13 protein-coding genes are annotated in these 15,198 nt (G+C 63.7%); 10 read left to right on the top strand and 3 right to left on the bottom strand.

The genetic code is table 11. The features are described from left to right. Window positions 1-19: 19 nt before the first annotated feature. Both JHW40_RS15445 and JHW40_RS15440 read left to right on the top strand, forming a co-directional pair. Window positions 20-1,387: a DUF1800 domain-containing protein gene (locus tag JHW40_RS15445; protein WP_090616789.1), complete on the top strand. Its 1,368-nt coding sequence runs from the start codon at window positions 20-22 to the stop codon at window positions 1,385-1,387. A gap of 4 nt (window positions 1,388-1,391) precedes the next feature. Then, window positions 1,392-2,570: a DUF1501 domain-containing protein gene (locus tag JHW40_RS15440; RefSeq protein WP_090616790.1), complete on the top strand. Its 1,179-nt coding sequence runs from the start codon at window positions 1,392-1,394 to the stop codon at window positions 2,568-2,570. A gap of 24 nt (window positions 2,571-2,594) precedes the next feature. Here the strand turns inward: JHW40_RS15440 and JHW40_RS15435 are convergent, their stop codons facing one another. Together JHW40_RS15435 and puuE are read right to left on the bottom strand one after the other, a co-directional pair. Beyond that, window positions 2,595-3,371 carry a bifunctional allantoicase/(S)-ureidoglycine aminohydrolase gene (locus JHW40_RS15435; protein ID WP_244519342.1) on the bottom strand — a complete coding sequence of 259 codons (777 nt, stop codon included), beginning with the start codon at window positions 3,369-3,371 and terminating at the stop codon, window positions 2,595-2,597. Window positions 3,372-3,484: 113 nt separating this feature from the next. After that, a complete protein-coding gene (puuE, locus tag JHW40_RS15430) occupies window positions 3,485-4,891 on the bottom strand; it encodes an allantoinase PuuE (protein WP_090616792.1) in 1,407 nt (468 codons plus the stop codon). A gap of 226 nt (window positions 4,892-5,117) precedes the next feature. Here puuE and JHW40_RS15425 point away from each other — a divergent pair, with 226 nt between their 5' ends. Then, window positions 5,118-6,419 carry an NCS2 family permease gene (locus tag JHW40_RS15425; protein ID WP_090616793.1) on the top strand — a complete coding sequence of 434 codons (1,302 nt, stop codon included), beginning with the start codon at window positions 5,118-5,120 and terminating at the stop codon, window positions 6,417-6,419. 61 nt (window positions 6,420-6,480) lie between these two features. Here the strand turns inward: JHW40_RS15425 and bhcR are convergent, their stop codons facing one another. After that, window positions 6,481-7,287, bottom strand: coding sequence for an HTH-type transcriptional regulator BhcR (gene bhcR, locus JHW40_RS15420; protein WP_090616794.1), 807 nt, complete (start codon window positions 7,285-7,287; stop codon window positions 6,481-6,483). A gap of 186 nt (window positions 7,288-7,473) precedes the next feature. Between bhcR and bhcA the strand changes: the two genes are divergently transcribed. From bhcA to JHW40_RS15385, 7 genes are all read left to right on the top strand, one after another. Beyond that, window positions 7,474-8,664 (top strand): L-aspartate--glyoxylate aminotransferase BhcA, encoded by a 1,191-nt coding sequence (gene bhcA, locus JHW40_RS15415; protein ID WP_090616795.1) that lies wholly within the window; start codon window positions 7,474-7,476, stop codon window positions 8,662-8,664. Then, the gene (bhcB, locus tag JHW40_RS15410) at window positions 8,664-9,626 is read left to right on the top strand and encodes a beta-hydroxyaspartate dehydratase BhcB (RefSeq protein WP_090616796.1); all 963 of its coding nucleotides are present in this window, start codon (window positions 8,664-8,666) and stop codon (window positions 9,624-9,626) included. The genes bhcA and bhcB overlap by 1 nt, the downstream gene beginning before the upstream one ends. Window positions 9,627-9,637: 11 nt before the next feature. Continuing rightward, entirely contained in the window at window positions 9,638-10,804 is a 1,167-nt protein-coding gene (bhcC, locus tag JHW40_RS15405; protein WP_090616797.1) for a 3-hydroxy-D-aspartate aldolase BhcC, read from the top strand. Next, the gene (bhcD, locus tag JHW40_RS15400; protein WP_090616798.1) at window positions 10,804-11,766 is read left to right on the top strand and encodes an iminosuccinate reductase BhcD; all 963 of its coding nucleotides are present in this window, start codon (window positions 10,804-10,806) and stop codon (window positions 11,764-11,766) included. The genes bhcC and bhcD overlap by 1 nt, the downstream gene beginning before the upstream one ends. Before the next feature lie 34 nt (window positions 11,767-11,800). Next, a complete protein-coding gene (locus tag JHW40_RS15395) occupies window positions 11,801-13,294 on the top strand; it encodes a nucleobase:cation symporter-2 family protein (RefSeq protein ID WP_090616799.1) in 1,494 nt (497 codons plus the stop codon). Window positions 13,295-13,520: 226 nt separating this feature from the next. Next, window positions 13,521-13,874: a hydroxyisourate hydrolase gene (gene uraH, locus JHW40_RS15390; protein WP_090616800.1), complete on the top strand. Its 354-nt coding sequence runs from the start codon at window positions 13,521-13,523 to the stop codon at window positions 13,872-13,874. A 3-nt stretch (window positions 13,875-13,877) separates the two neighbouring features. Next, entirely contained in the window at window positions 13,878-15,140 is a 1,263-nt protein-coding gene (locus JHW40_RS15385; RefSeq protein ID WP_419182448.1) for a urate hydroxylase PuuD, read from the top strand. The last annotated feature ends 58 nt before the right edge of the window (window positions 15,141-15,198 follow it).

The raw sequence follows: 15,198 nt of genomic DNA, 5'->3' as shown, positions 1-15,198 counted from the left end.
CGGAACAGTTGGTGCGCATATGGTTGCCTATCCTGAACTCGCGGCGATCCGGCTTGGTTACGGCCTGTCGCCGCTGGCCGACCCTCCGGCAGATGTGGCGGCGGTGCTGTCCTCGGTGGGGGCGGCGGCGCCCGATGGCGATGCGCTGCGGACCCAGGATTTCATCGAGATCATCTCGGCCCGGAACGAGATCAACCGGCGCACCCGCGACGGGGATCAGGGCGCGCGGCAGGAACTGGTCGATCTGCGCCGCAAGGCCAACGACATGTATTTCCGCACCATGCAGCTGCGCTTTGCCCGTGCGGTCGATGAACCTGTCGGCTTTGGCGAAAGGCTGGTGCAGTTCTGGTCCGATCATTTCACCACCCGTATCGGCGAATCCTTTCGCCGCCTGCTGACCGTCGCCCATGTCGATGAGGCGATCCGCCCGCATCTGAACGGTCATTTCACCGATATGCTGTTCGCCGCCGAGACCCATCCGGCGATGCTGACCTATCTGGATCAGAACAGCTCGGTCGGGCCGAATTCCCGCGCCGCCCGCAATCAGCCAAAGCGCAATCTGGGCCTGAACGAGAACCTCGCGCGCGAGATGATCGAGCTGCACACGCTGGGGGTCGGCGGCGACTATTCCCAGGACGATGTGCGCGAACTGGCGGAATTGCTGACGGGCTTGCGGTTCAACCCCGGGCAGGACCGCATCTTCCGCCCCGAACTGGCCGAGCCGGGGGCGGAAACCGTGCTGGGCGAAAGCTATGGCGGCGATGGCAAGGCCGATCTGGCCGATATCCGCGCGGTGATGGAGGATCTGGCCCGCCACCCCTCGACCGCGCAGCATATGGCGCGCAAGTTAGCCGCGCATTTCGTCGATGACGACCCGCCGCAGCCATTGGTGGAACGGTTGGCCGAGACATGGACCAGCAGCAACGGCCATCTGTCCGAACTTTACGCAGTGCTGGCCGAATCGTCGGAACTGGAAAGCCATTTTCGCAAGAAGGTCCGCCAGCCGTTCGATTTCATTGTCGCATCGATGCGGGCGCTTGGCCTGACGGGCGATGACGTTCGGGCGTTCGAGATGAAGCAGGTCCGCAACTGGCTGCAATATCCCCTGACCCGGATGGGGCAGCGATGGGGTCTGCCCACCGGGCCCGATGGCTGGCCCGAGGCCGCCGAAAGCTGGGCCAGCCCGCAGGGGCTGGCGGCGCGGATCGACTGGGTGATGCGCATTGCGCCGCGCATGGTGCCGGACCTGCCCAAGCCCGCGGTCTTTCTTCAGGCGGCGCTGGGATCGACGGCGTCCGAGCCGCTGCAATGGGCCGTACCCAAGGCGGAAACCGCCCGCGAGGCGCTGGTGATCGTTCTGGCCTCGGCCGATTTCAACCGGAGGTAAGCCGATGCTGAGCCGTCGCCTGTTTCTGAAATCCACCGCCCTGATCGGCTGTTCGGCGGCGGCGCATCCGTTGCTGAACTCGATCGCCTTCGCCACCGCCCCGGGCGAGAACCGGCTGGTGGTCATCATCCTGCGCGGCGCGATGGACGGGCTGGACGTGTTCCAGCCTTATGGCGATCCCGAATTGCGCGGGCTGCGCGGCACGCTGTCGCTGGGGCCGGATCAGGGCGCGCATGATCTGGACGGGTTCTTTGCGCTGCACCCGGCGCTGGCCTCGCTGATGCCGCTGTGGCGCAAGGGAGAGATGGGCTTTGCCCCCGCCGTGTCCACCCCCTATCGCGACAAGCGCAGCCATTTCGACGGGCAGGATATCCTCGAAGCCGGGACCGGCGCCGATCTGGAGGAATCCCAGCAGCGCGACGGCTGGCTGAACCGGCTGTTGCAGCACATGCCCGATGCGCGTTCCGAAACCGCCTATGCCGTGGGGGTCGAGGAAATGCGGATCCTGTCGGGTCAGGCCCCGGCGATGAGCTGGGCGCCGCAGGTCTCGCTGGATCTCAGCCCGCAGGCGCAGCGGTTGCTGGAACATGTCTATCACGATGACGAACTGTTCAGGACGGCGGGCGGACGGGCGATGGAGATCGCCGGCATGGATCTGGGCGGCATCGAGGAAGAGCGTGGCCCGACCCGCGACGCCCGCGCGCTGGCCCGGTTCAGCGCCGAGCGGCTGAATCAGGATACCCGCATCGCCACATTCTCGCTGGCGGGATGGGACAGCCATGCCAATCAGGCGAAAGTCATCGACCGCGCGCTGGAGCGGCTGGCCGATGCGATCCTGACCCTGCACGACAATCTGGGCGACAACTGGCAGCGGACCACGGTTCTGGCCATGACCGAATTCGGCCGCACTGTGCACGAGAACGGCTCGGGCGGGACCGACCACGGCACGGGGGGCGCGCTGCTGATGGCCGGGGGCGCGATCCGTGGCGGCAAGGCATTGGGACGCTGGCCGGGGCTGGGGGAAAGCGACCTCTATGCCGGGCGCGACCTGATGCCGGTGCGCGATATCCGCGCCTATGCCGCATGGGCGATGCATGATCTGTTCGATCTGTCGCGCGATCTGTTGGAGCGGACGGTGTTTCCGGGGCTGGAGATGGGCGACAATCCCGGCATTCTGGCCTGATCCGGGATCAGGCCAGAGGCAGGTTCAGCGGTTCGGCCACAGGGGCGCGTGCCGGTTCACGTCCTTGTACAGCAGGTAACGGAACCGGCCCGGCCCGCCCGCATAGCAGGCCTGGGGGCAGAAGGCGCGCAGCCACATGTAATCGCCGGGGCCGACCTCGACCCAGTCGCGGTTCAGGCGATAGACGGCCTTGCCTTCCAGCACGAACAGGCCATGCTCCATCACATGGGTTTCGGCAAAGGGGATCGAGCCGCCGGGCTTGAAGCTGACCAGCGTGATATGCATGTCGTGGCTCAGATCGGCGGGGTCCATGAAGCGGATCGTGGCCCATGCGCCATCGGTATCGGGCATGGGCGAGGGCGGGATTTGGTCCTCATGCGCGACGATGGGGGCGGGCTTGTCCACGCCATTGCAGGGCTGCCAGCGTTTGCGCCACCAGTGAAAGCCGGTATTGCCCGGCGTGCAGTTATGCACCTTCCACGGCGTGCCCGGCGGGATATAGGCGAAGCCGCCCGGTTTCAGCAGATGGTCGGTGCCGTCGATGGTCACGCACATCTCGCCGCCGGTGACGAACAGGGCGTGCTGCACCTCGGGGTCGTCATCGGGGCTGTCGCTGCCGCCGCCCTCGGCCAGTTCGACGATATACTGGCTGAAGGTCTCGGCAAATCCGGTCAGCGGACGCGCCAGCATCCACATCCGCATCCCCTGCCAGCCCGGCAGATAAGAGGTGACGATATCGCGCATCACCGTGCGGGGAATCACCGCATAGGCTTCGGTAAAGATCGCCGTGTCGGTGGTCATCCCGGTCTGCGGCGGAAGGCCCGCGACGGGCCCGGCATAGGGGTTGAAACGCAGCTGTTCCTGCGGGATTTCTGCGATATCGCCCGTGGGGGCGCCTTCGGGGGGAAGATCGTTCATGTCAGAACCTCTTTCAGGCGAAGTTCGGCGATGCGCGTGACCTGTCTTTCGGCCTCGGCCCGCTCGGTTACGGTGTCGTTTTCGACGCGGCGCTGCATGGCGGCAAGGATGCCGGGTTTGTCATGGTCGCGCACAGCGATGATGAAGGGAAAGCCGTGCTTGCCGACATAGGCGTCGTTCAGCGCGGTAAAGGTGGCGCGTTCCTCGTCGGTCAGGCTGTCCAGCCCGGCGCTGGCCTGTTCGGCGGTGCTTTCCGTGGTCAGGCGTTTCGCCTGCGCCAGTTTGCCTGCCAGATCGGGGTGGGCGACCAGTACGCCCAGCCGCTCCTGATCGCTGGCGCTGCGAAACACCTGCGCCATCCGCGCCGACAGGCCCGCCGCGCTGTCATGGACCGCGCCCATCTCGGCGTCCCAGACACGTTCGGCGATGAAGGGCGAATGTTCATAGATGCCGCCGAATTTCGCCACAAAATCATCGCGCGACATTTCGGACGGGCGAAGCCGGGGCTGGAAGGGATGGGTTTCCGCCCAGTGCCGCGCGATATCCAGACGGCTGGCGAACCAGACGCCCTCATGCGCGCGGGCATGGTCAAGGAACCGCTGGATCGCCATTGCCCGGCCCGGACGACCGGCAAGGCGGCAATGCAGCCCGATCGACATCATCTTGGGCGCACCCGCCTGACCTTCGGCATAAAGCACGTCGAAGCTGTCGCGCAGATAGTCGAAGAACTCGACTCCGGTGCCAAAGCCCTGACCGCTGGAAAACCGCATGTCATTGGCGTCCATCGTATAAGGCACCATCAGTTGCGGGCGGCCCTGATGCACATGCCAATAGGGCAGGTCGTCGGCGATGGTGTCGGCCAGATATTCGAAGCCGCCCTCCTCGCAGCCAAGCGCGACCGTGTTCATCGAGGTGCGGCCCTGATAGAAACCCAAGGGGCGGCTGCCGGTCACGGCCTCGTGCAGGCGGATGGCTTCGGCGATATGCTGGGCCTCGACCTCGCGGGGGACGTCCCTGTAATCGATCCATTTCAGCCCGTGGGTGGCGATTTCCCAACCCGCCGCCTGCATCGCCGCGACCTGTCCGGGGCTGCGCTCCAGCGCGGTGGCAACGCCGTAAACGGTGACCGGAATATCCTTCAGCAGCCGGTGCAGCCGCCAGAAGCCCGCCCGCGCGCCATAGTCATAGATCGATTCCATGTTCCAGTGACGCTGGCCGGGCCAGGGCTGACAGCCGATGATCTCGGACAGGAAGGCCTCGGATGCGGCGTCGCCATGCTCGATGCTGTTTTCGCCGCCCTCTTCGTAATTGACGACGATCTGCACCGCGATCTTCGCGCCGCCGGGCCATTGCGGGTCGGGTGTGGTTTCGCCATATCCTCGCAGATCGCGGCTGTAGCGCATGGAATCCTCCTGTGGCAGATTCCATACAGCAAAGCCTTTGCGCGGCTGCACGGCAAGCGGGCAAGAGTGAAATTCTGTATCAATAAAACGACAAAGATCACCGCAAAATTTACCTTGCTTTCAAAACACTATTGAAAGACTTGCAGGATGAGGGCGATTGTGAGGAACAGGCCCACCCCGATAGGTTCGGCGGATCGTGGCCGGAGGAGGCCGCTCGGAGGACCTTATGGAACGCTATTTCAAGCTTGCGGAACATGGCAGCAATGTCCGGACCGAGGTGATCGCAGGGATCACCACCTTCCTGACGATGGCCTATATCATTTTCGTCAACCCGGACATCCTGTCCAGCACCGGCATGGATCGCAACGCGGTTTTCGTGGCGACCTGCCTGGCCGCCGCGCTTGGCTCGGCCATCATGGCGCTGTGGGCGAACTGGCCCATCGCCATGGCGCCGGGGATGGGGCTGAACGCCTTTTTCGCTTTTACCGTCGTGGGGGCCATGGGCTTTACATGGCAACAGGCACTGGGGGCGGTGTTCATCTCGGGCATCATCTTCCTGATCCTGTCGATCACCGGGCTGAGGCGCTGGCTGATCGCGGGCATCCCCGTATCCATGCGCAGCGGCGTCGCGGCCGGCATCGGGATGTTTCTGGCCATCATCGCCATGCAATCCTCGGGGCTGGTGGTCGATCACCCGGCCACGCTGGTGACCCTGGGCGATCTGACCAATCCCGGCACGCTGCTGACCATCGTCGGCTTTTTCGTCATCGTGGCGCTGGACGCGCTGAAGGTGACGGGCGCGATCCTGATCGGGATTCTGGTCGTGACCGTCCTGGCGATCCTGCTGGGCGTCACTGAATTCGGGGGAATCATGTCGATGCCGCCCTCGATCATGCCGACCTTCCTGCAACTGGATGTGATGGGCGCGCTGCATTACGGCATTTTCCACGTCATTCTGGTGATGGTGCTGGTCGAGGTGTTCGACGCCACCGGCACCCTGATCGGCGTTGCCAAACGCGCGGGCCTGCTGAAAGAGGGGCCGACCCACCAGAACAAGAACCTTGGCCGGGCGCTGATGGCGGATTCCACCGCGATCACGGCGGGTTCGCTGCTGGGCACGTCCTCGACCACCGCCTATGTCGAAAGCGCCTCGGGCGTTCAGGCGGGCGGGCGCACCGGGCTGACGGCGCTGGTCGTGGCGGGGCTGTTCCTGCTGGCGATGTTCTTTGCGCCGCTGGCGGGATCGGTGCCCGCCTATGCGACGGCACCCGCGCTGCTCTATGTCGCGACGCTGATGATGCGTGAACTGACCGAGATCAGCTGGGACGACGTGACCGAGGCCGCGCCTGCCGTGCTGACCGCGCTGGCGATGCCGCTGACCTATTCGATCGCGAACGGTCTGGCTTTCGGCTTCATCAGCTATGCGCTGATCAAGCTGCTGACCGGCAAGGCATCGCAGGTCCATGCCGCGACCTGGATCGTGGCAGGGCTGTTCGTCATCAAGTTCGCCTTCTTCGGCGGGCATTGATCGCCCCGTCCTGCCGCGCGGCCATCTGGTCTGCGCGGCAGGACATTCCATTTCGGCCGCCCTATCGATCCGCCCCCATTGCGGCGGACAGTTCGGATGCGGCGGCGGCCACCACGGCGCCCAATGTCTTGACATGCTCTGGCCCGATGCGATGGGTCGGGCCGCTGACCGAGACGCCGGCGATGGCCTCTCCGGTCAGGTCGAAGACCGGGGCCGCGATACAGCGCATGCCGCGGGTGCGTTCCTCGTCATCGAAGGAAAAGCCGCGGTTGCGGATGCGGGCCATATCCTCGGTCAGCGCCTCGCGCGTGGTCAGGGTCTTGTCGGTGAACCGCTGCAACTCGCCGTTCTGCAACAACACTTGCAAGGTTTCCGGCCGCCCGAAGGCCAGCAGCGCCTTGCCGATCCCCGAGGCATGCAGGGGCGAGCGGGTGCCGGGCGGAAAGAAGGCGCGGATCGTCTCGTGGGTTTCGGCCTGGCTGACGAACATCACCGCATCGCCGTTCAGGATGCCCAGATTGGCGGTTTCGCCGGTATGTTCCATCAGTGTGCGCAGGACCGGGCGGGCGCGCTCGACAATGCCGGAACGCCGCATGAAGGCCGAGCCAAGCCGGAAGGTCGCCGGGCCGATATGCCATGTCTGGGTGGCGGTGTCGCTTTCGGCCACGCCCCGCGCGGCCAGCGTATGCAGCACCCGATGCACGGTCGAGGGCGACTGCCCCATCTTCTCGGCCACCTCGCTGAGCGTCAGGCCCGGATGGGCGGCCAGCAGGTCCAGAATATCCAGTGCCCGGTCCAGCGCCTGAATGGTGCCCGAGGTTTCGGTCGTGCTGCGCGGGCGGCCACGGCGGCGAGTCGGTTCGGCCATTTTATACCTCTGCTTAAGAATGCCTATTTCTGTGGATGAAAATCACCTCTCGCAAGTGGAAAAGTGCAACCTGTTGATCCTGAACGATAACCCCTGATATTTTCGGATGACGGAATTATTTTCCAGAAAAATTGCAAGCGCAAGCCCCCAAGGTTAATGTGTAGATTGACCGTAGGAGGACACGCCATGTCTAACCAGAACCCGATTTTCATTCCCGGCCCGACGAACATCCCCGAGGTGCTGCGCAAGGCCGTGGATATGCCCACGATCGACCACCGCAGCCCGGTTTTCGGCAAGATTCTGCACCCCGCGCTGGAAGGCGTGAAGAAGGTACTGAAATCGACGCAGGCGGAAGTCTTTGTCTTCCCCTCGACCGGCACCGGCGGCTGGGAAACCGCGATCACCAACACGCTGTCGGCGGGCGACAAGGTTCTGGCCACGCGCAACGGCATGTTCAGCCATCGCTGGATCGACATGTGCCAGCGTCACGGGCTGGATGTGCAGGTCGTCATGCAGGAATGGGGCGAGGGCGTCCCGGCCGACAAGTTCGAGGAAATCCTGACCGCCGACAAAGGTCACGAAATCAAGGTGGTTCTGGCCACGCATAACGAGACCGCGACCGGCGTGCGCTCTGACATCGCCGCTGTCCGTCGCGCGCTGGACGCGGCGGGCCACCCGGCGCTGCTGTTCGTTGATGGGGTGTCGTCCATCGGCTGCTATGATTTCCGCATGGACGAATGGGGCGTCGATATCGCTGTCACCGGCAGCCAGAAGGGCTTCATGCTGCCGCCGGGTCTGGCCATCGTCGGCTTCTCGCCCAAGGCGATGGCAGCGGTCGAGACCGCGAAACTGCCGCGCACCTTCTTCGACATCCGCGACATGGCCAAGGGTTACGCCGCCAACGGCTATCCCTATACGCCGCCGGTCGGCTTGCTGAACGGGCTGAACGTCGCTTGCGAAATGCTGCTGGAGGAAGGGCTGGAGAACGTCTTTGCCCGCCACCACCGCATTGCCGAAGGCGTGCGCAAGGCGGTTTCCGCATGGGGGTTGCAGCTTTGCGCCGCGCGGCCGGAACTGTATTCGGACAGCGTCAGCGCCATTCGCGTGCCGGAAGGTTTCGACGCCAACAAGGTCGTCAGCCACGCGCTGAACACCTATGGCGTGGCCTTCGGCACCGGTCTGGGCGATGTCGCGGGCAAGGTCTTCCGCATCGGCCATCTGGGCAGCCTGACCGATGTGATGGCGCTGTCGGGCATCGCCACGGCGGAAATGGTCATGGCCGATCTGGGGCTGCCAGTGCAGCTGGGCTCGGGCGTCGCCGCCGCGCAGGAACATTACCGCCAAAGCGTCGCCGGGGCGCAGCAAAAGGCCGCGTGATGAAGGATCAGCCGATGTATATCCCGACCTATGAGGACATGCTGGCGGCGCATGAGCGGATCAAGCCGCATATCCGCCGCACGCCGATCCGCGTCTCGGACTATCTGAACGAGGTGACGGGCGCGCAGCTGTTCTTCAAATGCGAGAATTTCCAGGAGCCGGGCGCCTTCAAGGTGCGCGGCGCCACCAACGCGGTGTTCGGGCTGGACGACGCGCAGGCGGCCAAGGGGGTTGCCACGCACAGCTCGGGCAACCATGCGTCCTGCCTGTCCTATGCCGCCATGCTGCGGGGGATTCCCTGCAACGTGGTCATGCCCCGCACCGCGCCGCAGGCCAAGAAGGACACGGTGCGCCGCTATGGCGGCCAGATCACCGAATGCGAGCCCTCGACCTCATCGCGCGAAGAGACCTTCGCCAGGGTGCAGGCCGAAACGGGTGGCGATTTCGTCCACCCCTATAACGATCCGCGGGTGATTGCGGGACAGGGCACCTGCGCCAAAGAGTTCATGGAGCAGACCGATGGGCTGGATGCCGTGGTGGCGCCCATCGGCGGCGGCGGCATGATTTCGGGCACCTGCCTGACGCTGGCGACGCTGGCGCCCGAGGTGAAGGTGATCGCGGCCGAACCCGAACAGGCCGACGATGCCTATCGCAGTTTCAAGGCGGGCCATATCATCGCCGATGATGCGCCCAAGACCATCGCCGACGGGCTGCTGGTGCCGCTGAAGGACCTGACCTGGCATTTCGTGAAAAACCATGTGTCGGACATCCTGACGGTTTCGGATCAGGAGATCGTCGATGCGATGAAACTGGCGTGGAAACATCTGCGGGTGGTGCTGGAACCCTCCAGCGCGGTGCCTTTGGCCACGATCCTGAAGAACCCCGAAACTTTTGCCGGCAAGCGCGTCGGCGTCATCATCACCGGCGGCAATGTCGATCTCGACAAGCTGCCCTGGACCTGAGGAGAAAAGCGATGAATGCGCCTGTGAATCTCGACAATCTTGAAGTGGGTTTCGACGTTCCCGCCCTGCCGGGGATGGATGAGGCCGATATCCAGACGCCTTGCCTGATCCTCGATCTGGACGCGTTGGAGCGGAACATCAAGAAGATGGGCGATTACGCCAAGGCCCATAACATGGCCCACCGCGCCCATGGCAAGATGCACAAATCCGTCGATGTGCTGAAATTGCAGATGGAACTGGGCGGCGCCATCGGCGTCTGCTGCCAGAAGGTCAGCGAGGCCGAGGTCTTTGCCCGCGCCGGGATCAAGGACATTCTGGTCAGTAATCAGGTCCGCGACCCGGCCAAGATCGACCGGCTGGCGCGGATGCCCAAGGTCAGCGGCGGGCGGGTGATCGTCTGCGTCGATGACGTGGCCAACGTGGCCGACCTGTCGGCGGCGGCTGTCAAGCACGGCACCACCATCGAATGTTTCGTGGAAATCGACTGCGGCGCGGGCCGCTGCGGCGTCAAGACCACGCCGGAAGTGGTCGAGATCGCAAAGGCCATCGACGCGGCGGCAGGGCTGAAATTCACCGGCATCCAGGCCTATCAGGGCGCGATGCAGCACATGGACAGCTATGAGGATCGCAAGGCGAAACTCGACGCCGCCATCGCGCAGGTGAGTGACGCGGTCGAGGCGCTGAAAGCCATCGGGCTGGAGCCGGAGATCGTCTCGGGCGGCGGCACCGGCAGCTATTATTTCGAAAGCAATTCGGGCGTTTACAACGAATTGCAATGCGGCTCCTATGCCTTCATGGATGCGGATTATGGCCGTATTCTGGACAAGGACGGCAAGCGGATCGATCAGGGTGAATGGGAAAACGCACTGTTCATCCTGACCTCGGTGATGTCCCACGCCAAGCCGCATCTGGCGGTGGTCGATGCGGGGCTGAAGGCGCAGTCGGTCGATAGCGGTCTGCCCTTCATCTATGGCCGCGTCGATGTGAAATACATCAAGTGCAGCGACGAGCATGGCGTGGTCGATGACCCCGAAGGCGTGCTGAAGATTAATGAAAAGCTGAAGCTGGTCACCGGCCATTGCGACCCGACCTGCAACGTCCATGACTGGTATGTCGGCGTGCGCGGCGGCAAGGTCGAAACCCTGTGGCCGGTGTCTGCGCGCGGAAAGGCCTACTGATGTGGATCGTTCCTGAGGGCGAGATCGCCGGACTGATGACCCCCGAGGCCGCGTTTGACGCGGTCGAGGCGGTGTTTGCCGCCATGGCGCGCGGCGATGCCAGCAACTTTCCCGTCGTGCGCGAAGCCATCGGGCATGAAGATGCGCTTTATGGTTTCAAGGGCGGCTTCGATGGGGCGGGCATGACCCTTGGCCTGAAGGCCGGGGGGTATTGGCCGAACAACGCCAAGCACGGCATCATCAACCACCAGTCCACGGTGTTCCTGTTCGATCCCGATACCGGGCGTGTCTCGGCGGCGGTGGGGGGCAACCTGCTGACGGCCCTGCGCACCGCTGCGGCCAGCGCCGTGTCCAGCAAATATCTGGCGCCCAAGGGCGCGAAGGTGCTGGGCATGATCGGGGCGGGCCATCAATCGGCCTTCCAGATGAAGGCCGCCGTGCGCTTCGGTGACTTCGACCGCGTCATCGGCTGGAACCCGCATCCCGAGATGCTGACCCGTCTGGCCGATACCGCGGCGGAACTGGGCCTGCCCTTCGAGGCGGTCGAGCTGGACCGGCTGGGCGCGGATGCCGATGTGATCATCTCGATCACCTCGGCCTTCGAGCCGCTGCTGCTGGACGCTCATGTGACGGGGCCGACCCATATTGCCGCGATGGGCACCGACACCAAGGGCAAGCAGGAACTGGATCCGGTGCTGGTCGCCCGGTCGCGCCTGTTCACCGACGAGGTTGCCCAATCCGTCAGCATCGGTGAATTCCAGCACGCTGCAGCGCAGAAACTGATTTCCGAAGGCGACGTGATCGCGTTGGGTCAGGTGATAAACGGTCAGCATGAAGGCCGCGGCGATGCCGAAGTCACCATCTTCGACGGCACCGGCGTGGGCTTGCAGGACCTCGCCGTCGCCGCCGCCGTCGTGGAACTGGCAAAACAGCAGGGGAAGGCGATCGAGGTCGCCATCTGAGTGAAAGCCGACGAAGTGGAAGGGGAGGTCCGCGATGTCTGATACAACACCAAATCCAACCTTCAATGCCGGGGGCGTTCATCCAGTGGATGAACGCATCCCGACGCCCAAACTGATCACACTGGGCTTTCAGCATGTATTGGTCATGTATGCCGGAGCCATCGCGGTTCCGCTGATCGTTGGCCGCGCCCTGCAGCTTTCGCCCGAGGAAGTGGCGTTCCTGATCTCGGCCGACCTGTTCGTCTGCGGTATCGCGACGCTGATCCAGAGCCTTGGGATGACGCAATATTTCGGCATCAAGCTGCCGGTGATGATGGGGGTGACCTTTGCCGCGGTCGGCCCGATGGTGGCGATTGCCCAGCAGATGCCGGGGACCGAAGGCGCACGCGCCCTGTTCGGCGCGATCATGGCAGCGGGGCTGATCTCGATCCTGCTGGCACCGGCGATCAGCCGGATGCTGCGGTTCTTTCCACCGGTGGTGACGGGCACGGTGATCCTTGCCATCGGTATCAGCCTGATGCCCATCGGCATCAACTGGATCTTCGGGTTGCAGGTCGGCCCCACCGCGCCGTCGCTGGTCGATCCCGCGCATCAGGTCTGGCTGGACGGGGTGGTCGCCTCGGGCGGGGTGCCCGAAGGGGTGACGCTGGCACCGACGGTGCAGAACCCGCTTTATGCCTCGGGCAGCAATATCCTGATCGCGGTGCTGGTGCTGGGCACGATCCTTTTGGTGTCGCGCTTCGGCAAGGGGTTCCTGTCGAATATTGCGGTGCTGATCGGCATTGCCGTGGGTGGCGTCGTCGCCGGTGCCTTCGGGATGATGAATTTCGAGCATCTGGGCACCGCAAGCTGGTTCGCCGTCATCACGCCCCTGCATTTCGGGCTGCCGATCTTTGATCCGATCATGATCATCACCATGGTTCTGGTCATGATCGTGGTGATGATCGAATCGACCGGCATGTTTCTGGCCCTGTCGGATATGTGCGAGAAGCCCGTCGGACAGAAGCAACTGGCGGCGGGCCTGAGGGTCGATGGTCTGGGGACGTTTCTGGGCGGGCTGTTCAACACCTTCCCCTATACCTCGTTCTCGCAGAATGTCGGGTTGGTCGGGGTGACCGGCGTGCGGTCGCGCTTTGTCTGCGTGGCGGGCGGGCTGATCATGATCGTGCTGGGGCTGATCCCGAAAATGGGTGCGCTGGTCGAAAGCCTGCCGACCACGGTTCTGGGCGGCGCGGGGCTGGTGATGTTCGGTATGGTCGCGGCGACCGGGGTGCGGATTCTGGGCCGGGTCGATTTCAGCAGCAACCGGCACAACCTGTTCATCATCGCGATTTCGATCGGCATGGCGATGATCCCGGTGGTCGCCCCGGACTTTCAGCAATGGATGCCGCATGCGATCCATCCGCTGATCCATTCGGGCATCCTGCTGGCGGCGATCTCGGCGGTGTTGCTGAACTGGTATTACAACGGCGCCCCTCATGCGGATGAAGAGGAATTGCGCGCGGCGGGCAAGCTGGCCGATCACTGATCCCGCCGATTGCCGATCCCAATGAAAGGACGGCCCTTGCGGGCCGTCCTTGCCGATTTCTCCCAGCCTTCCGCATGGTGCGGAAGGCTGGGCCGTTTTCGGGCATCCTTGCGATGGCGCCGGGATTTTACATGAAAACTATAGACTGCCTTGCAGGCATCGTGTCTCGTGCGGGCAGGGCCGCTTCGGTTATCAATGGATGAGAGATAATGAGGGGGAACGAAGGATGCCAGGTTACCTGACGACCCATGTTCTGGATACCGCCCGTGGTCGTCCGGCCGAGGGGATGGAAATCGTGCTTTACCGGTTGCAGAACGGGCAGAGGACCGAGCTTGCGCGGATGCGCACCAATCACGACGGCCGCACCGATCGCCAGATACTGGCGCAGGCGGATTTCGCGACCGGCACCTATGAGCTGGAATTCCACGCCGGCGCGTGGATGGATGCCAGCGGCGTCGCGCCGGAAAGCCCGCGCTTTCTGGATGTGATCCCGATCCGTTTCGGCATGTCGCAGGACGATCATTACCATGTGCCGCTGCTGGTCTCGCCCTTCGGCTTTTCGACCTATCGGGGGAGCTGAGCGATGATTCCGCTGATCCCCGACCTGACCATCATCTGGGAATGGATTGCCTTTGCGATCCGCTGGACCCATGTCATCACCGCCATCGCCTGGATCGGCAGTTCGTTCTATTTCATCGCGCTGGATCTGGGGCTGCAAAAGGCGCCGGGGCTGCCCAAGGGCGCGCATGGCGAGGAATGGCAGGTTCATGGTGGCGGCTTCTATCACATCCAGAAATATCTGGTCGCGCCCGAGCGGATGCCCGAGCATCTGACATGGTTCAAATGGGAAAGCTATTCGACCTGGCTGTCGGGGGCGGCGCTGCTGATGGTCACTTATTGGGCCGGGGCGAATCTCTATCTGATCGATCCGGCCAAGATGGATCTGGCGACATGGCAGGCGATCGCGATTTCCGCAGGGTCGCTGGCGGTGGGCTGGCTGATCTATGACACCTTGTGCAAGTCGAAGCTGGGCGAGACGCCGACCATCCTGATGCTGCTGCTGTTCGTGGCGTTGGTGATCATGGGCTGGGGTTACAATCAGGTCTTTACCGGTCGCGCGGCACTGCTGCATCTGGGGGCCTTCACTGCCACCATCATGACCGCCAATGTGTTTCTGGTCATCATGCCCAATCAGCGCATCGTCGTGGCCGATCTGAAGGCCGGGCGCGCGCCCGATCCGAAATACGGCAAGATCGCCAAGCTGCGTTCGACGCATAACAACTATCTGACGCTGCCGGTCATCTTCCTGATGCTGTCGAACCATTATCCGCTGGCCTTTGCCAGCCAGTATAACTGGCTGATCGCGGCGCTGATCTTTTTGATGGGCGTGACGATCCGGCATTTCTTCAACACTTTGCATGCGCGGGGCGGATATCAGTGGTGGACATGGGCGGTGACGACGATCCTGTTCGTGGCGATCATGTGGCTGAGCGCGATGGGTCTCAATCAGGATACCTATGAAGAGGCCGAGGCCCGCGCCCTGACCCCCATCGAGACGAAATTCGCCGATGCCGAGGGCTTCGATCAGGTGGCTGACATCATTGTCGGCCGCTGCTCGATGTGCCACGCGAGAGAGCCGGTGTTCGAGGGCATCCATCACGCGCCCAAGGGCGTGTTTCTGGAAACCCGCGCCGATATCGCCCGGCTTGCGCGCGAGGTCTATGTCCAGTCCGGGCTGACCGATGCGATGCCGCCCGCCAATATCACCTCTATGGAGCCCGATGAGCGCCGGCAGGTGATCCGCTGGTTCCGTCAGATCGGCGGCACCGCGCTGGCCGGGATCTAGGGTCCACGACCTAAGGTTGGGTGTTCGGGCGGTGAAATTGGCTTTATTCCTGTGCTGA

It is taken from the genome of Paracoccus alcaliphilus (assembly GCF_028553725.1).
GTDB classification, from domain to species: Bacteria; Pseudomonadota; Alphaproteobacteria; order Rhodobacterales; family Rhodobacteraceae; genus Paracoccus; species Paracoccus alcaliphilus.
This window is presented reverse-complemented; position numbering and strand designations above follow the sequence as displayed.